This is a genomic window from Streptomyces sp. NPDC034099, from assembly GCF_055575415.1.
This window is the reverse complement of record NZ_JBVISR010000003.1, coordinates 408,533-428,622: the sequence shown is the minus strand read 5'-3', so window position 1 is coordinate 428,622 and position 20,090 is coordinate 408,533. Positions and strand designations below refer to the sequence as shown.

Annotated in this window: 20 protein-coding genes; 6 read left to right on the top strand and 14 right to left on the bottom strand. The window is 68.1% G+C overall.

Going from position 1 to position 20,090, the window contains the following annotated elements; genetic code table 11:
• Positions 1 to 886: 886 nt before the first annotated feature.
• Entirely contained in the window at positions 887 to 1,081 is a 195-nt protein-coding gene (locus ACZ56V_RS10935) for a hypothetical protein (RefSeq protein WP_468941096.1), read from the top strand.
• 326 nt (positions 1,082 to 1,407) lie between these two features.
• On the opposite strand, the gene ACZ56V_RS10930 is transcribed toward ACZ56V_RS10935, so the two are convergent.
• The 8 genes from ACZ56V_RS10930 to ACZ56V_RS10895 form a co-directional block, all read right to left on the bottom strand.
• Positions 1,408 to 2,352 carry a UbiA family prenyltransferase gene (locus ACZ56V_RS10930; protein ID WP_467379277.1) on the bottom strand — a complete coding sequence of 315 codons (945 nt, stop codon included), beginning with the start codon at positions 2,350 to 2,352 and terminating at the stop codon, positions 1,408 to 1,410.
• A 384-nt stretch (positions 2,353 to 2,736) separates the two neighbouring features.
• On the bottom strand, positions 2,737 to 3,789 hold the full coding sequence (locus ACZ56V_RS10925) for a terpene synthase family protein (protein WP_467379276.1): 1,053 nt from the start codon (positions 3,787 to 3,789) through the stop codon (positions 2,737 to 2,739).
• 86 nt (positions 3,790 to 3,875) lie between these two features.
• Positions 3,876 to 5,015 carry a polyprenyl synthetase family protein gene (locus ACZ56V_RS10920; protein WP_468941092.1) on the bottom strand — a complete coding sequence of 380 codons (1,140 nt, stop codon included), beginning with the start codon at positions 5,013 to 5,015 and terminating at the stop codon, positions 3,876 to 3,878.
• Entirely contained in the window at positions 5,012 to 5,905 is an 894-nt protein-coding gene (locus ACZ56V_RS10915) for an SAM-dependent methyltransferase (protein ID WP_467379274.1), read from the bottom strand. The genes ACZ56V_RS10920 and ACZ56V_RS10915 overlap by 4 nt, the downstream gene beginning before the upstream one ends.
• Before the next feature lie 39 nt (positions 5,906 to 5,944).
• Positions 5,945 to 6,808, bottom strand: coding sequence for a polyprenyl synthetase family protein (locus ACZ56V_RS10910; RefSeq protein ID WP_467379273.1), 864 nt, complete (start codon positions 6,806 to 6,808; stop codon positions 5,945 to 5,947).
• A 781-nt stretch (positions 6,809 to 7,589) separates the two neighbouring features.
• Complete coding sequence (locus tag ACZ56V_RS10905; RefSeq protein ID WP_468941087.1) at positions 7,590 to 7,760, bottom strand: hypothetical protein; 171 nt, start codon at positions 7,758 to 7,760, stop codon at positions 7,590 to 7,592.
• Between the two features lie 174 nt (positions 7,761 to 7,934).
• Complete coding sequence (locus ACZ56V_RS10900; RefSeq protein WP_467379271.1) at positions 7,935 to 9,251, bottom strand: ABC1 kinase family protein; 1,317 nt, start codon at positions 9,249 to 9,251, stop codon at positions 7,935 to 7,937.
• A 245-nt stretch (positions 9,252 to 9,496) separates the two neighbouring features.
• Positions 9,497 to 9,865, bottom strand: a complete 369-nt coding sequence (locus tag ACZ56V_RS10895; RefSeq protein WP_467379270.1) for a hypothetical protein — start codon at positions 9,863 to 9,865, stop codon at positions 9,497 to 9,499.
• A 788-nt stretch (positions 9,866 to 10,653) separates the two neighbouring features.
• Between ACZ56V_RS10895 and ACZ56V_RS10890 the strand changes: the two genes are divergently transcribed.
• Both ACZ56V_RS10890 and ispG read left to right on the top strand, forming a co-directional pair.
• Entirely contained in the window at positions 10,654 to 12,582 is a 1,929-nt protein-coding gene (locus ACZ56V_RS10890; RefSeq protein WP_468941636.1) for a 1-deoxy-D-xylulose-5-phosphate synthase, read from the top strand.
• A 40-nt stretch (positions 12,583 to 12,622) separates the two neighbouring features.
• A complete protein-coding gene (gene ispG / locus ACZ56V_RS10885) occupies positions 12,623 to 13,762 on the top strand; it encodes a flavodoxin-dependent (E)-4-hydroxy-3-methylbut-2-enyl-diphosphate synthase (protein ID WP_467379269.1) in 1,140 nt (379 codons plus the stop codon).
• A gap of 466 nt (positions 13,763 to 14,228) precedes the next feature.
• Here the strand turns inward: ispG and ACZ56V_RS10880 are convergent, their stop codons facing one another.
• Positions 14,229 to 14,753, bottom strand: a complete 525-nt coding sequence (locus tag ACZ56V_RS10880) for a 2'-5' RNA ligase family protein (RefSeq protein WP_468941084.1) — start codon at positions 14,751 to 14,753, stop codon at positions 14,229 to 14,231.
• 49 nt (positions 14,754 to 14,802) lie between these two features.
• A complete protein-coding gene (locus ACZ56V_RS10875; protein WP_398909571.1) occupies positions 14,803 to 15,303 on the bottom strand; it encodes a GNAT family N-acetyltransferase in 501 nt (166 codons plus the stop codon).
• Positions 15,304 to 15,453: 150 nt separating this feature from the next.
• Here ACZ56V_RS10875 and ACZ56V_RS10870 point away from each other — a divergent pair, with 150 nt between their 5' ends.
• On the top strand, positions 15,454 to 15,678 hold the full coding sequence (locus ACZ56V_RS10870; protein WP_356366139.1) for a hypothetical protein: 225 nt from the start codon (positions 15,454 to 15,456) through the stop codon (positions 15,676 to 15,678).
• A 312-nt stretch (positions 15,679 to 15,990) separates the two neighbouring features.
• Here the strand turns inward: ACZ56V_RS10870 and ACZ56V_RS10865 are convergent, their stop codons facing one another.
• Both ACZ56V_RS10865 and ACZ56V_RS10860 read right to left on the bottom strand, forming a co-directional pair.
• The gene (locus ACZ56V_RS10865) at positions 15,991 to 16,650 is read right to left on the bottom strand and encodes a lysophospholipid acyltransferase family protein (protein WP_468941633.1); all 660 of its coding nucleotides are present in this window, start codon (positions 16,648 to 16,650) and stop codon (positions 15,991 to 15,993) included.
• A 121-nt stretch (positions 16,651 to 16,771) separates the two neighbouring features.
• Positions 16,772 to 17,230, bottom strand: a complete 459-nt coding sequence (locus tag ACZ56V_RS10860) for a MarR family winged helix-turn-helix transcriptional regulator (protein WP_467379266.1) — start codon at positions 17,228 to 17,230, stop codon at positions 16,772 to 16,774.
• A 62-nt stretch (positions 17,231 to 17,292) separates the two neighbouring features.
• Here ACZ56V_RS10860 and ACZ56V_RS10855 point away from each other — a divergent pair, with 62 nt between their 5' ends.
• Positions 17,293 to 17,661, top strand: a complete 369-nt coding sequence (locus ACZ56V_RS10855; RefSeq protein WP_468941079.1) for a VOC family protein — start codon at positions 17,293 to 17,295, stop codon at positions 17,659 to 17,661.
• A gap of 18 nt (positions 17,662 to 17,679) precedes the next feature.
• Entirely contained in the window at positions 17,680 to 18,216 is a 537-nt protein-coding gene (locus ACZ56V_RS10850) for an aromatic-ring hydroxylase C-terminal domain-containing protein (RefSeq protein ID WP_468941076.1), read from the top strand.
• Here ACZ56V_RS10850 and ACZ56V_RS10845 read toward each other — a convergent pair.
• The gene (locus ACZ56V_RS10845; RefSeq protein WP_468941073.1) at positions 18,100 to 19,188 is read right to left on the bottom strand and encodes a serine hydrolase domain-containing protein; all 1,089 of its coding nucleotides are present in this window, start codon (positions 19,186 to 19,188) and stop codon (positions 18,100 to 18,102) included. The two genes, ACZ56V_RS10850 and ACZ56V_RS10845, sit on opposite strands and share 117 nt — an antisense overlap.
• A gap of 189 nt (positions 19,189 to 19,377) precedes the next feature.
• A complete protein-coding gene (locus ACZ56V_RS10840; protein WP_241965365.1) occupies positions 19,378 to 20,022 on the bottom strand; it encodes a TetR/AcrR family transcriptional regulator in 645 nt (214 codons plus the stop codon).
• Between the last annotated feature and the right edge of the window lie 68 nt (positions 20,023 to 20,090).

Sequence of the window (20,090 nt, the reverse complement as noted above, 5' to 3'; positions counted from 1 at the left end):
GACGACTGACGGCAGCTCACGGCACGGCCACACGGAGCGAGCGGCAACTCGCCCACACCGGCCCGCCTCCGATCGCCCACCCCGGCCGCCGCGCCCTTCCACCACGCCTCGCGCACGCGGCACGCCGGACACCACACCCCTCAAGGAGCCGTTCATGACGTCTCACTACCCACCCACGCCCGAACCCGCTGACCGGCGAGCAGTCCGCTCAGGTTGAAGGGGCTCGCCGCCGGCATCGGCGTTGTCTTCCTCTCACCGATCCTGATCGCCGGCACCGGCATGATGCTGGCCTCCTCCGCCGACGCCGTACAGAGCAGCGGCTCCTTCAGCTGAATCTCACTTCAGCGTCGGAGCGCCTTCTCGTTCCGGCGTCCGCAAGATCGGAGCCTGAGCAGCCCTTTCTCGGCGCGTTGTGAGGCGGCTGACCGACACCCAGATCGAAGCGACAGTCAGCAGCTGGCCAGGACCGTCAGCCACGGCTGGAACGTACGCTCCGGACTGCCCCCCGAACGCCGGCGCGAGTCCCTCCGCCTCAACATCCGCCACTACGAACAAGCACGTGAAGAGCGCGATGAGCATCGCGAGAAGGTGGTGGAGGCCTCCGGCATCCTGGCCACCCGGCCGCGCACGTCCCGCGAGTACAAGCAGGCCGTCATGGACTTCGGCATGTCCCGCCCCTCTTGCTGAGAGGCACGATCAGCGGGCCAAGACGCTGGCCGGCCCCGATCAGACCGCCCGGACCGCACTGGCCCAGGACAACACACTGAGGCAGGCGAAGGCGTCGCTGATCGAGCAGGGCGACAAAGCGGAGCGGAGACTGAACTGGCTCCTGCGCGGCCGCCTGGCCGACGCGGTCCGCGACCGTGCCCTGCCGCACATGTGGTGTGTGACCGTCATTGGCCCCGTGCCGCCGACGCGCAAGACCCAGGAGTGGATGGACGTCGCCACCCAGGTCCTGGCCTACCGGGTCACCTACGGGATCACCGACCAGGTCGTCGCGCTCGGATCGGCACTCGACGAGTACGTACCGCGCCGCACCGAATGGCACCGCGAACTCACCAAGGGCCTACGCCGCTGGTAGCCCGGCCGGGTGGCCGGGTACGCCTGTACGCCCGGCAGGGCGGTTCGCTCCTTGGGGGCGGGAGAGCGTGAACGCCGCCCGGCGCCGTCTGCCCGCGGCCAGATCGGCTGAGACGGGACACAGACCGACCATTCTGGTCCGCACCCAAGCTGCTTCGCTGTGCCACTGAATCTTGATCGTTTGCCACCGAACTTTGACCGGTCATGCCCAGCATCTCCGCGCGCTCCAGGCATCGACCTACTCTGTGGTGCCATGGATGACGAGTTGTCCACCGATGACCATCTCCGGGCCTTGGCAGCGCTCGAGGCCGTCGTCCAGAACAACTGTCAAGAGCGCGCCAGCAGTAGGGGCGCGGTCGCGACCGTGAGTGCCCAGGTCAGCGTGAACAGTTGATAGGTGAGGCGGTCAGCGGAGCGGTCGTGTAGGAGCAGCGCCCGCGCGGCGCAGGTCCAGGACGGTAGTGCGAGCCCTGCGGCGCTCAGAATGCCTCGCCAGTCGTCGGCATCTGACAGACGGGCTGGCACGAAATAGAATGCCAGCGGCATCAGGAATAGGAGTGTGGCGAACCATCGGCGCACGAACTTCGGCCCAACTACCAGGACCGGGGTGCGGCGTCCGACAGCGCGGTCACCTTCCATGTCGCGAACGTCTTCGTAAATCAGGGCGAGTGGGAAGTACAGCCCTATGAACGCGACCCATGTCCACGCGATGGCATCGAATGGGGCTGTTACCTGCCATCCTGTGGCGAGTGTGGCGGACGCGCCTGTGATGTTGAGGAACGGTTTCGAGTACAGGTAGGACCTGGGGGAACCACAGCGATAGTGCAGCACCACGGCGACTTGCCACGCCAGCACCCACGGCAAGGCACCGAAGGCCCAGCCAGCCAGAGTGTAGAGCGGCATAGCCGTCCAGAATCGGCGGGTAAGGCTCTCCGCAGTGGCCAGGCCTGCTGGGATGGGGCGATGTGGTTTGTTGTAGGTGTCCTCCATGCCGGCGTGGGCCTGGTTTGCGGTGTCCAGGACGTAGAGGCAAAGCAGTGCGGTCACGATTGCTTTGCCGATGCCTGCCAGTAACCGTTCAGCTGGCAAACTGTAATGGACCCCGCTTGCGACCGCGAACAGGATGGGCGGCGGAACGGCGACGATGAAATTCGCGACGAGTAGTCGCCCGGTGAGCTCCGCTTCCAGGCGCAACCAGCCAGCGGCGGAGCGCAAGCCCGATGCTCCGGTGCGGCTGCGAGGAAAGGTGCCGGGCGTTTCGCCTTTCACCATGATTGATCCCCTATCGTGGTATTTTTTGACCGCTGAGCTCCGGACCGAGGAGAATCGAAATCGAGCCCGCGACTACGGAAAGGCTGTCGCCGCCGACGGGTTCGCTGACGATCACCGGGCACCGAGGGTCTCGGGCCGATCGTCGGTGCTTTGGAAGGCCAGGCCAGGCAGTGGCCCATGCCATCCATCCGGCGCCCGGTTTGCTTGGGCCGGCTGCGGTAGTGACCATCCATGGCCGCGTTGACCCGATTCGCCATCGGTATCGGCCGGTGTGGCACGACCGGCTTGGCCACCACTGCCGCCGACTGCGAGGTCATGTCATTGATGCATGGGCCCGGGCCAGGCGCGGTCGTTGACCGATAGGGCAAGGCATCGGTGTTTCACTCATGCCGTGGCTCCTGTCGTTTCGTAGCGGGTGTGTCCGAGGTACCAGGCGGCATGTTGCAGGAAGTGCTGGAGTCCGTCGGTCCAGCGTTGAGCGGCTTGTTGTGTTGTCGGTGAGGCACCGTGCTGGGCCAGGAGGGCGGGGAGCGCGGCCTGGGCGGCTTGCATGTCGTGCAGCCGCGTCTCGATACGGTTCACGGCCTCCACTGCTGCCTCGCGCAGTGAGCAGCCGGCTTCCCGTTGCAGGATGAGCACGAGATTGTGGACGTCGCCTGCGGCGTACTCTTTCGCGGCGGAGAAGACGTCGTTGGTCCAGTTGGCGATGTCGCAGGTGAGGTGGACCAATTGGTGAAATGCCGGCAGGCCGTACATGTACCGAGGCAGTCGCGTCGATACGGACAGTTCGACGAGGTCGATCTGGCATTGGGTGCCTGCGCTGAAGCGCCGGATGGCGCAGTAGTCGTTGAGTGCAGGTGTGACCTGCCGTTCCCGGTTCGCTGCCTCGGCGGCGAGTGCGTCGTAGTAGGTGTCCAGGTGAGAAGTGAAGACTGCCCACTGGGGCGGGCTCATGCGGTCGCGCAGGCGGGACGCCAGGTTGCTGTATGAGCGGCTGATCCGTCCCAGCAGTTCAGTTTGTGCCGCTGCGACGGTGTCGGACTGAACAGGGTGGGGTGGAGGTGTGTTCAGTGAGGCGATGAATGCGCGTGCGGAGTCGACGCGCATTCCCGTCTCGCCGGTGTCGAAGAGTTCGTCGATGAAGAAGAGCCAGGCGGTCAGGTCTGCCGCGAGGGCGAGGATGTCCGCGTCTGCATGGGGGAACGCGTATGCGCATACTTCGCACAGGTGCATGGTTTCCGGTCGGCAGCTCTGCTTGACGAGGTCGTAGCGGTGCAGCCAGTCGAGGTGCAGCCGTTCGGCGGTCTCCTGAGCCGGATTTGTTTCCCCTTTGAGGGGCACCGGCCAGCGAGACTGCACTGCTTCGAGTACGGTCTCAGAAACCTCACGGAGTGTCTGCTGTGAGACACCGTCCTCGCAGGAGTCGTCACGGGTCATGGTGATGCTCTCTTTGTCGAGCTGGTCTGCCGACGGCGACGCCCCTCACGGGTACGCCTGGGGACCAGCGATCCGGTCGGCTTCTGTCAGGCGTTGTGCCGGGTGACGGCGTGGATCATGTGATGCAGCACGGCGATGACGGGGGCGGGCAGATCGCGCTTGTTGAGAGCCGCGGCGGCCTCCAGTCCTCCGGCTTCGATCCGGTGTTCCACTTCCTGGCGCGCCCCTGTCGTGGTGAGGATCTCGCGGACTTTCGCAGCGCCTTCTTCGTCCAGACTCGGATCTCCCACCAACCGGTGGAGCAGCCCGCGTTGACCGGGGTCGGCACGGGACAAGGCGATCGCGAGGAGAAGGGTGGGCTTGCCCTCGCGTAGGTCGTCGAGGGCGGGTTTGCCGGTGACGGAGGTGTCTCCGAAGACCCCGAGGATGTCGTCGCGGAGTTGGAACGCCTCTCCGAGCGGGATGCCGTAGGCGGTACAGGTGTCCAGGACCGCGGTGTCGGCCCCGCCCAGAACGGCACCGAGATGCAGCGGGCGCTCGATGGTGTATTTCGCCGACTTCAGCCTGTTGATCTCCATCGGCGTCTCGACATCGTCGTTGAAGTGGTCGGTGGCGAGGAGCTCGATGTAGCACCCGATGAGTGCTTCCGAGCGCAGGGTGTCGAGCAGCGGGTGGACGGCTCGTAGCTGTGCAGCGTCGAGTCGGCCGCGGTAGAGCAGTTGGTCGGACCAGGACAGGGCCAGGTCTCCCAGGACGAGGGCGGCGCTGCCGCCGAACCAGCTTCTGGTGTCGCTGTCGGCAGGCGCCGTGCAGTGTGCGCGCAGCGCCTGGTGGGCGCTCGGGTAGCCGCGGCGGGTGGCCGAGCGGTCGATGATGTCATCGTGGATCATCGCGGCGGCGTGGAACATTTCGATGGCCGCGGCCAGATGCAGGAGCTGCGGTGGTGTGCCTGAGCGGCCGGCGGCGTGCCAGCCGATGGCACACAGGATTGGTCGGGTGCGCTTTCCGCCTGCTTCGATGAGGGTGCGCAGGTGTTCGACGAGAGGTCGGGCCCTGTGGTGAGGCAGATCGCGGAGTCTTTCGTCGAGGAAGGACTGCAGGATGTCCTCGACTTTTCGGCGGATGTCCGCCAGGTCGAGTGGTTCCGGCTGCGGACGGGCGTGCGGGAGGTGTGTCTGCCCGTCCGCGGGGATGTTGTTGTCCGTGCTGTTCGGTGGCGGTGTCACGAGGTGGCCTGTTCCGTGGTCTGGGCCTTCTCCGCGACGATGACGAGGTAGTTGAGTCGGTTGAGGCGGTATCCGTCGAGGAAGGGTTTCTCGACGCCCGTGCTCAGGTCGCTGTGGGAGCGTAGCTCCCAGTAGGGCATCGCCTCGGCGGTCAGGTCGCGGACGGTGGAGGGCACCAGCCCGTTGGCGGCCAGGGCGCGGAAGTAGGTGCTGCGCGGGTGGATGTGGCACACGTAGTGGGTGTTGATGGCGTCGATCTCTGGGCTTGTGCCGGGGGCCGTGACGGCGTCGTTCTGGCACCAGGTGACCAGGACGTAGCGGCCTCCGGGTTGCAGGAGGCGGGAGAACTCGGCGAACGCCTCGAAGAGGTCGACGTACATGGTGGTTTCGTTGGTGACCACGTACTGGAACGACGCGTTCGGGAAGGGGGTGGCGACCATGTTCGCGTAGTGGAAACGGACGCTGGCGGCGCAGCCCCTGCGGGTGGCTAGCTCCTGGGAGAAGGCCAGGTGGTGCTCGCAGAAGTTGACGCCGTCCACGCGGCATCCGAAGCGGTCGTGGACCATGAATGAGGTGCCGCCGCGGCCGGAGCCGGCGTCCAGGACGCGGGCGCTGGGCGGGAGGTCGCCCAGGCCGTCGTGGATCAGCGCGACCTGTTCGCTCTCCATGCGGTGCATCTCGTTGAGGATGAGTTGCTGACGCTGGTCGGGCGGGGCCGTGAGTACGTGGCGGTTGAAGTCGCCGACCGCGTAGTGGTGGTGGTAGAGGCCGTCCGCCTTGCCGAGGAGCAGGTTGATGGCGTCGTTCGTCTTGGCCTCCCAGTGTTCGTTGAGCTGGGTTTCGTAGTCGTTGCGGACGACTTCGGGCGAGCGGGTGGGTACAGAAGTCATGGCTTCTCCTCGGAATGGCGGGACGGGGTTCGGCGGGGGTTAGGCCGAGCGGGTGACGATGAATCGGAAGAGCGCGGTCAGTGCGTGGCGTGAGGGCTCGGGCACGTGCAGCTTCCGCAGGTGGGCCTCTGCCGAGTTGAGCTTGTTCAGGGCCAGGCGCTCGGTGGCTGCGCGTCCTCCGGCTCGGACGATCAGGTCGGCGATGAGCTCCAGGTCCTCCGAGTTGGAGCCGGTGGTGGAGGTTCGGCAGGCTGCCAGTTCGCGTCCTGCGGGAGTGTCGGAGGCGAGGGCAGCCAGCACGGGGAGCGTCGTCTTTCCCTGGCGCAGATCGCTGAGGCGGGGTTTGCCGGTGACAGCGGGGTCGCCCCAAATGTCCTCCACGTCGTTGGCGGCTTGCCAGGCAAGCCCCAGGTCCGTGCAGGCGGCCTGAAGACGGACGATCGTTGCCTCGTCTGCACCGCAGAGCACCGCTCCCACGCCGGCGGCGCACGCCAGGAGTGCGCTGGTTTTGTCGGCGGCCATCTGCAGGTAGTCCTCCACCGTGACGGCGCGGCCTCGTTCCAGCTCCAGGTCGGCTGCTTGTCCTGCGCAGATGCACTCAAAGGCGTTTAGCAGCATCACGAGGGCGCGCCTTGCCGGTGTCGTTCCCACTCGGGACAGGTGGCTGACTGACAGCGCTGCCAGGGCGTCTCCGGCCAGGACTGCCGTTCCTGTTCCGTATGCAGACCACACGGTGCGCCGGCCGCGGCGGAGGTCGTCCTGGTCAATGACGTCGTCGTGCAGGAGGGAGTGGTTGTGCAGCAGTTCCACGGCGACTGCACCGGGTACTGCGGTGTGCGGGCTTCCACCGACTGCCTCGGCGGCCAGCAGTGTGAGGGTGGCCCGTAGGAACTTGCTCGGCACCGCGTTCTCCGACGGTTCTCCGTCGGCGGTCCACCAGCCGAAGTGGTAGCCGCATACGTGAGCCAGGTGCGGATGGAGCCTGCTCACTGCCTCGCGTAGCGGAGGAAGAATGGACTCTCGGGCCCGCGTCAGCTGGGCTGCTACCGATTCTGACGTGTGAGCGTCGGTCACTGAGAGTCCTCCTGGGAGCTCAAGTGGCGCTGCGGGCTGCCGGTCGGCCTGACGCGGGACTCAGGCTGTGCCACCACGGTCGGCTGCGGAGTGACCGACAGGCTCAGACATCCGCAGACCTCGCTGTTTGCCGTGGGGGGAAGTGCGTCGCCCGGTGGGTTTGCGGAGCCGGTCGGGCTGGTTGTGAGAGAGCGGCTGGCACTGTCCTGCGGCGATGGGTCCGAGGATGTGGGCCGAGGACTCGCCGGTTCGCACGAGGGGGAGGCGGGGTCCTCGGGGGAGTCCGGGAGCGTGGAGGAACCGGAAGAGGTTGAAGGCGCGGAGGGGCTACTGGTGGAAGGAGCAAGGGTTGGCCCGTCGACGGCCCGGGCCGTCGACGTGAGAGCGGTAACCGGATCGGATGCCATGTGGGAGGGCTGGGCCATGGGCAGGTGGACCTCGACACTGACGGCCGGAGGGGGTGGCGGAACTGGAGGAGACTGGACGGCCGATGGGGCGAGCCCGCACCCGGAAACGGCGAGAGAGACGACGAACAACAGGGGCGGCAGCCTGAACGGGACGTGCATGACAGGACCCTCCTGTCGGCTGATGGGTGGGGGTTTGGGCCAGGTCAGGACCTTTCGAGGGTGTCGATGAGGATGTCCAAGGAGTCGAAGAACTGCCGGGCACCGCGGGCCAAGGCAAGGACGGCGTGGGCGAGTTCGGTCGGGGCGGTGGCGATGACGTAGAGCAGGATGATGAGTACGAGCCAGAACAGAAGGCTGCGCGGGCGACTCAGCACGAATCCCTCCTCCTCTGTCGGCGCTGAGATAGGCGGGCCGCGTGGTGGCGGGGCGGCGGTCGGAGGCGCTGGCCGTGGCGGGGGCGTCGCCGTGATGAGAGCAGGTGTGACGGTTACCCGCCACCCCAGTGGACTCCTACAACGGTCGTGTGGGGACGGACAGGAGGGCGGTGGTCAGGTCGGCCGCTGGCGGCGCCCGAGGGCCATCAGTGCCAGGGAGAACGCCGCTCGGCTGAAGCGGGTGTCGTGGAAGCGGGTGTGATTGTGGAGGGTGAGCTGACGGTCGGACACGTCGTTGAGAATGCGTGTGGTCTGGCCGGGCCCGTCAGTGAGGGCGCGGAGGGCATGCAGGCCGTACTGCGCCAGTTGTTCGGGGGAGCCGAGGTCCCGGACCATGTCCTGCAGGATGTCCTGCAGAGCGTCGCGGATACTGTCGGACAGCTTCAGGCCCGGGTGGATGTGCCGGACTGTGCCCTCCATGTTGGCCACGGCTTTGCCCACGATCGATACGTTGGGGGTGGTCTGGATACCGCGACTGCTGGAGTACGCGAGGACTGAGGTGAGGGCGACGCCGAAGTTCAGTTCGGCGAGAGAAGCGTCAGTGATGTGGGGGACGAAGCGTGCGATGTCCGCGGTGAAGCCGCCGATGTCGCTCCAAGGGGTAGGGCTGCCCATCTGGATCCAGGACTGTGCAAGTGCCGGGCCGTCGTTGTAGGCCATGCCGATCATCGTGCCAAGCATGGCGGCGCTGGTGCTGCGGTCAATGCGGCCCACCATGCCCCAGTCGATGACGTGGGCTTTCCCGCCGAGACCGACCAGCACGTTCCCAGGGTGCGGATCGGCATGAAAGACCCGGTCGACGAAGAAACCCCTGAGCATGTAGGCGACAAACTCCTTGGCCATCCGCTTTCGCTGCTTGCGGCTCAGTTCGTCTTCCTTGAGCCGGTGAGCTGCCTGTCCGTCGGCAAAGCTCTGGACGAGGACGCGTGGCGTCGCGACGAGAGCTTTCGGCACCTTGACCGTCTTGAAGGCTTTCGCGGCCTTACGGGCGTCCTTCATGTTGGCGGCTTCCCGCGTGAAGTCGAGCTCATCGCCCATGGCGCGGAAGATGACATCGAGCATTGCTCCGGTGTCGACAACTTCGTTGAACCGTGGTGCGAGCCGCCCGAGAATCCGCGAGACGCGCCGTAGGACAGTCATGTCGCCGAACACGATTCCCTGGGACCCAGGCCGCTGGATCTTCACGACACACGGGGTGCCGTCCCGGCGAGTGGCGCGATAGACCTGAGCGAGGGAGGCGGCACCGAGCGGCTGGCCGGTCTCGAACGAACTGAACGAGTCACGCCAGCCGGCTCCCAGCTCTGCCTCCAGCGTCGGCACGAACGTGCTGAACGGCCGGACGGTAGCCTGGTCAGTCAGAAGAGCAAGTTCCTCACGGATGTAGTCCGGCACGAAGTCCGGCCTGGTCGAGAGGATCTGGCCGATCTTCACATACAGGGGTCCAAGCTGCTCAAGGGCCTCGCGGACCGCTCGGGCACGTTGTTGTTCGGGGGACGTCTCAGGCGCGCCGCCAGTCGGGGGGCGACGGCGTCCGGTAGCCCGGGACATCTCCTGTAGCCCGAGCCGGGCGAGTACGTGAGCAGTGTGTCGCGCGCGGCGCTCAACCACTCGGGTCCGCCTTTCCTCACCGCTGGCCACCGAGGCCAGAGCAGATGGACAGCCCTGCTGCGCGGGCCTCAGCCGGCGTCGTGGGTCTTCGCCTTCTCCCGGTCGCGCTTGATGTACTGCTCGAGTTGCACCACGAGTGCTTCGATCGCCCGGTTGTTGCGCTTGACCAGCTTGCGGGTGCTTTTCTTCCCCTTCTTTTTCCTCTTCTTGCCGGTGAGTGCTCGGCGCGTCATGTCGCGGGAGTCCTGACCGATGTCGCTTGCCCGGTCCAGGACGTCATCGACAAGGCTTTTCCGCCTTTTAGACATGCAGAAGTTCCTCTCAGTGAATGCTGCGAAATACGTCGACCGCCGGGCGCTTTCAGCAGCCTCTGGCTGGGTCACGGCGAACTGTGCGTGAGCCCCGGAGAGCCCGCGGCGGGCTGCGCTGTGCCTCATCGGCGGTCTTTCACGCCCAGAGGGTCGCCACCCGGGCGTAGATCGCTCAATCGCAATCATTCGGCGCTCAGAGTCACGGAAGCAACCCCCTGCCGCAGGGGAGCTTGCAGCACGTAAGGGGGAGCGCACAGACCGTGAAGTACTACCGGAGTACAAGCAGTCCGCCGCGCCGACCCACTGCTGCGCAGCTGCTCCACAGGCCATCAGCGACAAGCAAGAACAGGGCACCGCAAAGCGCCCTGGGAGACGTAGAAGAGACAATCCGACCTGTGCCTATGGCGCGTCAGCAGACTGTTCCGTTAGGGGCCGTGAGTACGGTCGGTCCAGCCGGCCCGACAAAGTCGGCGGCAACCTTGAGCTGCTACGCCTGAAACTATTGGTGCCCGGCGCATCTATCGAGTCGCGCGCCGGTGTGCCGCACAGCCAGTGCAGGACGCGCGGGCCGAAGCAAACACGCCCAGTGCTCCCAGTGCGCCTGCGAACGCGGTCGTGACCCGCCGAGAAAGGGGCACTTGAAGAAGCACTCCCCAACAGTTCTTACGGATCGAACTTGTCCGTCCCCGCGGCGGAAGGACGCTTGTGCCCCCGTATCGCACTGCCCTCTCGCGACGCCCACCCGCTGCTGCCCACGCCTTCAGCAGGCAGCTGCCGCTGTCAGACCTTCCACCGAACCCCTCCGCACACTGCACCCAGCGTCGCCCCGAGAGGGGCCGGGAGGCACCGTGGCTGAGCTCTCCGAAGCACCTGCCAACGAACCACCCACCGAACTTAGGAGGACACATCTGACCATGCTCGGCGGCCCACGCGACGTGCGCGCACTGGCGGCCGGACAACTTGCCGCCCTGGCCCAGGACATCCGCACGTTCCTGATCGAGAAGGTCTGTGCCACGGGAGGACACCTGGGGCCCAACCTCGGTGTGGTGGAACTGACCATCGCCCTGCACCGTGTCTTCGACTCCCCCCGGGACGCCATCCTCTTCGACACCGGCCACCAGGCATACGTCCACAAGATCCTGACCGGCCGTGCTGCGGGCTTCGACCGCCTGCGTCAGGCCGGAGGACTGTCTGGCTACCCCTCGCGGGAGGAGTCGGTGCATGACTGGTGCGCGAACTCCCACGCCTCCACCGCTCTCTCCTATGCCGACGGCCTCGCCAAAGCCAACGAACTGCGCGGCTACCAGGACCACTCGGTGGTCGCAGTGATCGGCGACGGAGCGATGACCGGGGGTATGACCTGGGAGGCTCTCAACAACGTCGGTGCCAGTCAGCGCCCCGTGATCGTGGTCCTCAACGACAACGGCCGCTCCTACGCTCCCACCACCGGAGCCCTGGCCGAGCACCTGCACACCCTCAAGCACCCCGGCGGCGGCATCAGCGCGTTTGGCCGGGCAGAGCCCGCGAACCTGTTCACCCAGCTCGGTTTCGCCTACCTGGGGCCGGTCGACGGGCACGACACCGGTGCTCTGCAGAGCGTCCTGGACCAGGCACGCCTGCTGCGCCGACCGGTGCTCGTCCACGCCGTCACCGTCAAGGGCCGGGGATTCGCTCCGGCCGAAGGAGACGAGGCGGACTGCCTGCACGTGGTCAGCACCGTCGACGCGGTCACCGGACAGCCCGCTCCCGCCCTGGGGCCGCCTTCTGCGTCATGGACCGACGTCTTCGGACAGGCCCTGCTGGAGATAGCCGGCGAACGCGAAGACGTCGTCGCCATCACCGCCTCCATGCTCCGCCCCACCGGCCTGCATCCGATGACGGAGAAATACCCCAAGCGGGTCTTCGACGTCGGGATCGCCGAACAGCACGCCGTCACCTCAGCCGCCGGCCTGGCTCTGGGCGGCTTCCATCCCGTCGTCGCCCTCTACTCCACCTTCCTCACTCGGGCCGCAGACCAGGTCCTCATGGATGTGGCCCTGCACGGGCTACCGGTCACCTTCGTCCTGGACCGCGCCGGCATCACCGGCCCCGACGGCGCCTCCCATCACGGCATGTGGGACACCTCCCTGCTCAGCTTGGTGCCCGGCATGCGCATCGCCGCCCCCCGCGACAGCGGACAGCTACGGTCCCTGCTGCGGGAAGCCATCGCGTACGACGTAGGCCCCAGCGCCGTCCGTTTCCCCAAAGGGACAGCCGGCCCTGGCATCGAGGCAGTGCGCCGCACCGGCAGCGTCGACGTCCTGTCAGAGTCCGGGATCCTCGATGTATTGCTGGTCTCCTACGGACCGATGGCGCAGCAGTGCATGGAGGCCGCCGCCCAACTGACCGAGCAGGGAATCGGCGTGAGCGTCGTCGACCCGCGCTGGGTTACCCCGGTGTCCGAGGAACTACTCGCCCTGGCAGCCCGGCACCGGCTGGTGATCACCGTGGAGGACAGTTCCCGTAGCGGAGGCAGCGGCAGTGCTCTCGCCCAGAATCTGCGTGACCGTGCCGTCACCACCCCCCTCCACATCCTGGGCCTGCCTCGTGCCTTCCTCCCGCACGGTTCACGCGACGAACTTTTGGCCCAGACGGGCTTGTCCGCTGCGCAGATCACCTACGCCGTCCTGCGCGCCCGCGCCGGAAAACCTCTCGCGCACACCACGAGCACCGATCTGCCAGAGCCACAGCCCGACGGGCCGAGCCCCGGCAGAACGACCGGTCAAGCAAGCGGCAACAGTTGTTCACCGCAGCGGACGTGCAGCCGGTCCGAACCATCCACGCCGTATGACACGCCGAAGTAGAAGGCCGGGAGCACACTCTTGCTAGCCATGGGAGCCCACAATGAGCGCCGTCAATCTTTCATCGCCCGCTCTGCCTCCCGCCGCACGACGCCGCCGCTGTCGGCAGATCCACGTCGGCGGTGTTCCGGTAGGCGGTGACGCACCGGTTTCCGTGCAGTCCATGACGACCACGCCGACTGTGGACGTAGACGCGACGCTGCAGCAGATCGCCGAGCTCACCGCGGCTGGCTGTGACATCGTGCGCGTTGCAGTGCCTTCCCAGGACGACGCCGACGCCCTCCCGGCCATCGCCGCGAAGTCGAAGATCCCCGTCATCGCCGACATCCACTTCCAACCGCGCTACGTCTTCGCCGCCCTGGAGGCTGGCTGCGCAGCGGTACGGGTCAACCCGGGCAACATCAGAGCCTTCGACGACAAGGTCAAAGAGATCGCGAAAGCCGCCTCAGCGGCCGGAGTGTCCATCCGTATCGGCGTCAATGCCGGAAGCCTGGACCGGCGGCTGCTGGGCAAGTACGGCAAAGCCACCCCCGAGGCCCTAGTGGAGTCCGCACTGTGGGAATGCTCCCTGTTCGAGGAACACGGCTTCACCGACCTGAAGATCTCCGTCAAGCACCACGACCCCCTGACCACGGTCGCCGCCTACCGCCACCTCGCAGCCGCCTGCGACTACCCCCTGCACCTGGGCGTCACCGAAGCCGGGCCCCCACCCCAGGGCACCATCAAATCGGCGACCGCCTTCGCGATCCTTCTGGCCGAAGGAATCGGCGACACCATCCGCGTCTCCCTCACAGCACCCCCCGTCGAGGAGGTCAAAACCGGCATCCAGATCCTGCAAGCCCTAGGACTGCGCCCCCGCCAGCTGGAAATCGTCTCCTGCCCCTCCTGCGGCCGCGCCCAGGTCGACGTCTACGCCCTCACCGAACGCGTCACCGCAGCACTGGACGGCTTCCCCTACCCACTGCGCGTCGCCGTCATGGGCTGCGTCGTCAACGGGCCCGGCGAAGCACGCGAGGCCGACCTCGGCGTCGCCTCCGGCAACGGCAAAGGCCAGATCTTCGTCAAAGGCGAAGTCATCAAAACCGTTCCCGAGTCGAAGATCGTCGAAGCCCTGGTCGAGGAAGCGATGCGCCTGGGCGAGCAGCTCAGCGAGGAAGCCGACAACGAGGAGGGACAATTGTGAGCGCCGAGGTTACGGCGGCCTCTTCGTCTTACCGGGCCGGAGGCATCGCCTTGGGCATGTTGGCCGTCCTCGACCTGACGTTGCCGCGTGCTGACTGACGCTTCGATGCGCTGGTCATTCTCACTGGGTGTCGGTCAGCCGCCTCACAACGCGCCGAGAAAGGACTGCTCAGGGCCCGATCTTGCGGACGCCGGAACGAGAAGGCGCTCCGACGCTGAAGTGAGACTCAGCACAAAGTCGGAGCGTAGATCGGCTACCAGCGCAGCCGGGCCCGACGCCGGCTCCTGAGCGGGTCGAGCAGCTGTCCGCAATCGGGGCGCGGTGGGCGCAGCAGCGCAGCGCGAGGCGACAGCGCCCGGCCCTGAGACACAAAGCGGCCGGTGGCACCGCCACACACCCACAGTGCGACCGGCCACTGTGGTCTTCTCATCCGTACGAGCCCTGCACTGGGCAGGCCAGAGTGTTGTCAAGGCTGCGATCGACGCGAGCTCAGGGGCAGTTCGGCGAGGCCCTGCCAACCTGTGTGGGTAAGGCCGACCACATGCAAGGAGTTGACCTCCGTGGTGATCGGCAGGGCGGCGGCGGTACGGCGGGCGATGTCGGCGGCGGCCTGCGGGGCCGCGTCCAGGGCGACGGTGACGTGCACGGGCGGACGGGGTCCGAACCGGCCGCCGTAGGGGACCTGCGCCGGAAATGCCGTGCGGACGGCGTCGGCCACCCGGCTCAGTTCGGGCACCGGGACACCGACGAACCCGCCGGTTCGTTCGACGGTGGCCAACCTGATGGGGACCGGGCCTGCCGGTAGGGCGACCCGCAGCCGGTGCAGTTGCGCCTCTTCGACCTCGTCGGCGGGCAGCCAGGGATAGAGCAGCGCCGCGTGCGCGGGCACGCCCGGTCGCACCACCAGCCCGTCCACCTCGGCGGCCAGCCGCAACAGCGGCTCGGCGTCCGGCAAAAGCGCCAGCACCGCCGTCGTCCCCGTCCGGGCCATCTTCTTCCTCTCCCCCGCGCCTGGTCCCCCGGTCGAGCCGACCCTACGGCTACCGGAGTGGCTGGAGGTCGCGCTGGTACCAGGTGCCTGACTTGCCGCCGAGGTCGGCCGGGGCGGCGGGGCCGACCGGGACGAACCCGGCCTTGGTCAGGACTTTCCGGGACGCGGCGTTGTCATGGGAGGTGGCGGCCCGCAGTGTGCGCAGGCCGTGCGTCGCCGGCGCCGTCCGGCACAGCTCCCGGACGGCCGCGGTCGCCACGCCGCGGCCGGCGACCTGCTCCGCGACCCGGTAGCCGAGTCTGGCGGTGCCGTCCTCCACGTCGTACAGATTGAACCTGCCGAGCACCGAGCCGTCCTCGGCGACGAGCACGTAGAAGGCGCAGACGCCGCCCTCCTGCTCGGCCAGCGCCGCCTTGTACCGTTCGGCGAACCGGTCGAAGAAGTCGTCGCCGCGGTCGGGGATCGAGGTGGCGAAGTAGGTGCGGTTCGCCACCTCGAAGGCCAGGACCGCCGATGCGTGGTCGTCATGCAGCCTCTTCAGCTCGGGCATTGCCCGACCCTATCCCGATCGTGCGCTGCCCATCCTTCAGTCCCACGTCACCGACAGTGGATTTCCCACGGCTTGCGATGATGTGTGGGAACACGACGGAGTACGGATGGCGCGGCCACGGTGCTGGCTGGGCCCGGAAAGGGGGATGAGGTGGCCAAAGCGGTGCGGGCCTCACTCGGAGAGATGTGGATCACGTGTCAGGTCTGCAAGAGCGACCTCTTCCGCGAACGGAGCGTGAAACTCAACAGCACCGGCGGAGAGTTGTTCAATCTGGCCTGGGCGGATGAGAGCGCTACGGGGCTGATCTGCCTGCGTTGCGGTTTCGTGCACCTCTTCGTCAATCGGCAGATACAACTGCACCGGGCCAAGGACTGAAGGCAGGCGCGGCTGCGGATCGGCGCCCGACCGCGTCAGCGCGCGCCTTCCCGAGCGACGGAGTTGTTCACTTCGGCGGAACCGGCCGCTGAACAACTCCGGCGCTGGTGCACAAGAAGCTGGGCGGCGGTGGGCTCCCAGCGAAACCTCCTCGCACGTTCGGCGTGCCTCACACCCGGTGGCGGTCCTTGCGGCCACTCCGTCTCTTCGGCCCTCACACCCTCGTCCTCGCGGCTTACCCGGTCGCGGACGGAGACTTCCCGCTCACGGATCTCTGAGCAGGTGTCTCGCCTGCGCCCGGCACCGGCGGGGTCAGGCGCGGCGTGCGGTGTCGCCCAGGCGGGCCACGGCCGTCCGCCAGGCGGCGGTCACCGCGGTCCTGGCCCGTGCCGTCCGCGCGGCGTGGTCACCGGTCAGCTCCAGCGGTGCGCCCACATGGACGTGCAGAGCGGGTCGGCGCACGGGCGCCGTGACGAGACCCGCGAGTTGCTTGGCCGCGCGGCCCGAGACGACCCGGCGGGCGCCGGCCTGTCCCACGGGCACCAAGGGGGCTCCGGTGCGCTCGACGAGTCTGGCCAGGCCGCTGCGGAAGGGCCCGGGAGGTGCCTCCCCGGCGTCCCTGCGGTGGGGCAGGCCGCCCTCGGCGTAGATGAGGACCAGCCGCCCCCGCTCCAGGGCATCGGCTGCCGCGTCCAGCGCGGCTGCGGCACGCCGGTCGCCGCGCACGACGGGTATGTGCCCTTCCCGGGCCAGGGCACGGCCGAGGACCGGGATGCGCCACAGCCCGGCGGCCGCCATGACGACCGGTTCGCCGCCGAGCCGGCGAAGGGCGGCGATCACCAGGGCCGGGTCCGCGAGGGACGTGTGGTTCGCGGCGATGATGCTGCCCGGCGCGAGCACGGCACTCGGGTCGGCGGTCAACGACAGACGGCCGACGGCGGGCACCAACAGGTCCGCGATGCGGCTGAGCATGAGCAGTCTCCCGGTCTCGGCGATGTCGGTCCTCATCGTCGGTGGCGGGCGCCGGTGTCGGCATGAGCCGTCGTACTCATCCTCGGCCCTCGCGGACCGTCCGCACCGGCCGGGCGACGGGCTATGCGTCGCCGTCGCCGTCGCGCAGGGAGTGAATCATGCTCCGCAGGCTGCGGAACGCGCTCGCCTGCTCGGCCTCGGTCATGCCGGCCAGCATTCTCACCTCGACGGACCGGACCGCTGCGGTCGCCTTCTCCAGGCTTCGTCGGCCGCTCGGTGTGAGCCGCGCGGGCAGAGCCTTCCCGACGGGCGCCTCCGCGGGCCTGGTCACGTAGCCATCCCGCTCCAGGGTCTGGAGCAGCACGTTCATCGTCTGCCGTGTCACGAACGCGCCACGCGCCAGCTCGGAGTTCGACAGGCCCGGCCGTTGAGCCAGCAACTCGAGGCACGAGTAGTGCGTCACGCTCATTCCGAGCGGCCGCAGCACCTCCTCCATGGCCGCGCGCAGGGCGCTCGAAGCCTCTTTCAGCAGGTAGCCCAGCGATTTGTCCAGGTCGATGCCGGCACCGTTTTGACTCATGTCAGTATTCTGACATACGTTGGTCCGTGTCAGGAAGCTGACACGACGATAGGAGCACCACCATGCCCGCCACCGGCCCCGACTTCATCTCGCTCCAGGTACGCGACCTCGGCACTTCACAGGCGTTCTACGAGCAGTACCTCGGCCTCGTCCGCTCGCAGGCCGGACCTCCGCACGCCGTCGTCTTCGACACGAAGCCGATCGCGTTCGCGGTCCGCGACATCGCACCCGGCACCGACCTCGCCTCCGTCGCCCGGCCCGGCATCGGTGCCGCGATCTGGCTCCACGCCACCGGCGTCCAGGAGATCCACGACGCTCTCGCCGCCGACGGTCACAAAATCGTCTCCGCGCCGATCGACGGCCCCTTCGGCCGGACGTTCACCTTCGCCGACCCCGACGGCTACCACGTCACCCTCCACGACCGCGCCTGATCGCCCCGAGGCACCGTCATGCGCCCGCACCCCCGCCGCGCGCGACGGCCGGCGCGTTCGGTCGCGTACTACCGTCCCGCGGGCCCCGACGCCGGCTCCCTGGTCGGACGACCGATGCCCGACATCTCGCTGACGGCCGCGGGCTCGTCCGCCACCCGGGTCTACGACCTGCTGCCCACCGCCCGGTTCGTCCACCTCGACCTGGCTCCCGGCCCCACGCCGACCGCCGGTCCGGAACGCGACGCGCGTGTCACCACCGCTCTGGTGACCGGCTACGACGACCACCCGGACCTGCGCGGAACGACCGAGATCCTCGTCCGTCCCGACGGTCACGTCGCCTGGACCACCCGCACCACCGACCCGGCCGCGCGCCGCACCGAGCGGTTGACCGCCCTCACCCGGGCACTCGGCCGCCGGCGCCCCCCCCTGGCGCGTGCTCTACCCGTTGAGGCGCCTGCCGATCGCGAGGAACGCCTGGACGAGGGGGACCTGAGGGACCGCCGGGGAGACCACCTGGGAGGCGTAGTGGACGACGACCAGGTCCAGGGCGGGTGAGACGAACAGGCGTTGGCCGTGGATGCCGCTGGCCATGAAGGAGCCGTAGGGGTCGTTCAGGATCCACCACAGGTCGTGGTACGAGAGGGTGGCCGGTGAGTCGGGCGGTGCCGCGGGAAGGCGAACGCGGCGCGGGTAGCCGTCGGGGACGCCCCCGACGAGGGCGGTCACGGCTTCCGGCACGATCTGACGGTCGCCGACGGCACCGCCGCAGCGGACGAGTTCGCCCAGGCGGGCCACGTCGCGCGCGGTGGCGCTGAAGCCGCCGCAGGCCGCCTCCGCCCCGTCCGCGTCGACGAGGTAGTAGGCGTCCTCCTCCGCCCCGATGCCGGACCAGATCATCTCGGACATCAGCGCCGAGGTGCTCAGGCCGGTGATCCGTCGCAGGACCTCGGCGAGCGCCTCGACGTTGCCGTTCTCGTAACGGAACTCCGTGCCGGGCTCGCCCGTGGCCCTGGCGGTGGCGAGGTGTTCGCGGATGGTCGCGGGTCCCGAGTAGCCGTAGGGGCGCAGTCGCGGAGCGAGGACGGCGAAGTAGCGCTGCGCCTCCAGGGCCTTGTCGTAGGGGCGCCCGGCGTAGCTCATCCGCGTGCCCATGTGCAGCAGGTGGTCGACCTGGGCGTCGCCGAAGGCGGTGCCGGACAGTTCGGGCACGTACGTGGCGACCCGGGCCCCGCGGTCGAGGTGTCCTTCGTGGGCCAGGGTCGCCGCCAGGAGACCGAGGTAGGACTTGGCGGCCGAGGCGTTGAAGTGCGGGACGTGGGCCTCGTAGCCGTGCAGGTACTGCTCGTGGACGAGCCTGCCCCGGTGCAGCACGAGCAGGGCGTCCGTCTCGGCCTCGGCGAGCAGTTCCGACAGCGTGAGAGTACGTCCGTGGGAGCCGCTGACGCTGAGGTCGTCGAGGGCGCCGGGCGGCGAGGCGGGCAGGTCACCGGGGCCGCCCGGACCCCGCCAGACGCGACGGCTGGGCATGATCTCCCGGCCTGTCGTCGTGTGCCGCCGCGCCCAGGCCGAGTCCGTGAATCCTCGTGCCCACACAAGGTCCGCCAGTGAGTCCGTGCCGGTCACGTGTCGCTCCGCTCGTTCGGGATCAGCTCATCACGAGATCGATACCGTACATGCTGTTCGGAAACGGAGGAAGGGTCGACCGGCCGGTAGCGACTACTGGGGTCCGGCACCCTGCCCCCCGGGGAGGTCGACGGCCCCGGGAGCGTCCACCGGGGTCAGGCCCGTGGCCCAGACCCTTCCGTAGACGGACAGGTCCCGCAGGTGGGCGGTGATCTGCTCGGCGGTGTACCCCGTGTCGTTCTCGACCCACCAGCTCAGCACCGAGATGAGTTCGCCGGTCCAGGCGCGGGCGACGATGCCGAGCGGGATCCTCGGCTCCACGCCGAGCTGCCCCGCCCGGTCGCGGAAGGCCATCTCGGCGTGCGTGCGGATGAGTTCGGTGAACTCCCGCAGTGCCCGCCCGTCGCCCTCACCCCGCAGGATGACGCGGTAGACGTCCCGCTCCTGGGTGGCGTGCTCGAAGATGTACTTGACCGGCAGGCCGGTGAAGCCCTGGGCGTGCGCCTGGCGGACGGCCGGCAGCAGACGCTCGCGGTCCTGTGCGAGGTCGCGGACGATGCCGACGAGCAGATCCTCCTTGTCCCGGTAGTGCGCGTAGAAGGTGGCCCGGCCGATGTCGGCCCGCTCGGTGATCTCCTCGACGGTGATGGCCTGGAACCCCTTGTCCAGCACCAGTTCGACCAGGGCCTGGCGGAGCGCGGCGCGCGTCCGCCGGACCCGGCGGTCCTCGGGCTTCATGTCCACTTCGATTCCTTCTCGTCACGACCGTTGACCTGACCCTAGCGCTGCCCGTACGTTGCCCGACA

What these genes read in the sequence shown, in the direction of transcription:
- ACZ56V_RS10840 (WP_241965365.1), bottom strand. Translation starts at nt 20,022, where the DNA reads ATGAAGCCCGAGGACCGCCGGGTCCGGCGGACGCGCGCCGCGCTCCGC.
- ACZ56V_RS10895 (WP_467379270.1), bottom strand. Translation starts at nt 9,865, where the DNA reads ATGAGGCACAGCGCAGCCCGCCGCGGGCTCTCCGGGGCTCACGCACAG.
- ACZ56V_RS10850 (WP_468941076.1), top strand. Translation starts at nt 17,680, where the DNA reads ATGCGCCCGCACCCCCGCCGCGCGCGACGGCCGGCGCGTTCGGTCGCG.
- ACZ56V_RS10845 (WP_468941073.1), bottom strand. Translation starts at nt 19,188, where the DNA reads ATGCCCAGCCGTCGCGTCTGGCGGGGTCCGGGCGGCCCCGGTGACCTG.
- ACZ56V_RS10880 (WP_468941084.1), bottom strand. Translation starts at nt 14,753, where the DNA reads ATGGCCCGGACGGGGACGACGGCGGTGCTGGCGCTTTTGCCGGACGCC.
- ACZ56V_RS10875 (WP_398909571.1), bottom strand. Translation starts at nt 15,303, where the DNA reads ATGCCCGAGCTGAAGAGGCTGCATGACGACCACGCATCGGCGGTCCTG.
- ACZ56V_RS10860 (WP_467379266.1), bottom strand. Translation starts at nt 17,230, where the DNA reads ATGAGTCAAAACGGTGCCGGCATCGACCTGGACAAATCGCTGGGCTAC.
- ACZ56V_RS10865 (WP_468941633.1), bottom strand. Translation starts at nt 16,650, where the DNA reads ATGCTCAGCCGCATCGCGGACCTGTTGGTGCCCGCCGTCGGCCGTCTG.
- ACZ56V_RS10930 (WP_467379277.1), bottom strand. Translation starts at nt 2,352, where the DNA reads ATGGTGAAAGGCGAAACGCCCGGCACCTTTCCTCGCAGCCGCACCGGA.
- ACZ56V_RS10855 (WP_468941079.1), top strand. Translation starts at nt 17,293, where the DNA reads ATGCCCGCCACCGGCCCCGACTTCATCTCGCTCCAGGTACGCGACCTC.
- ispG (WP_467379269.1), top strand. Translation starts at nt 12,623, where the DNA reads ATGAGCGCCGTCAATCTTTCATCGCCCGCTCTGCCTCCCGCCGCACGA.
- ACZ56V_RS10915 (WP_467379274.1), bottom strand. Translation starts at nt 5,905, where the DNA reads ATGACTTCTGTACCCACCCGCTCGCCCGAAGTCGTCCGCAACGACTAC.
- ACZ56V_RS10890 (WP_468941636.1), top strand. Translation starts at nt 10,654, where the DNA reads ATGCTCGGCGGCCCACGCGACGTGCGCGCACTGGCGGCCGGACAACTT.
- ACZ56V_RS10925 (WP_467379276.1), bottom strand. Translation starts at nt 3,789, where the DNA reads ATGACCCGTGACGACTCCTGCGAGGACGGTGTCTCACAGCAGACACTC.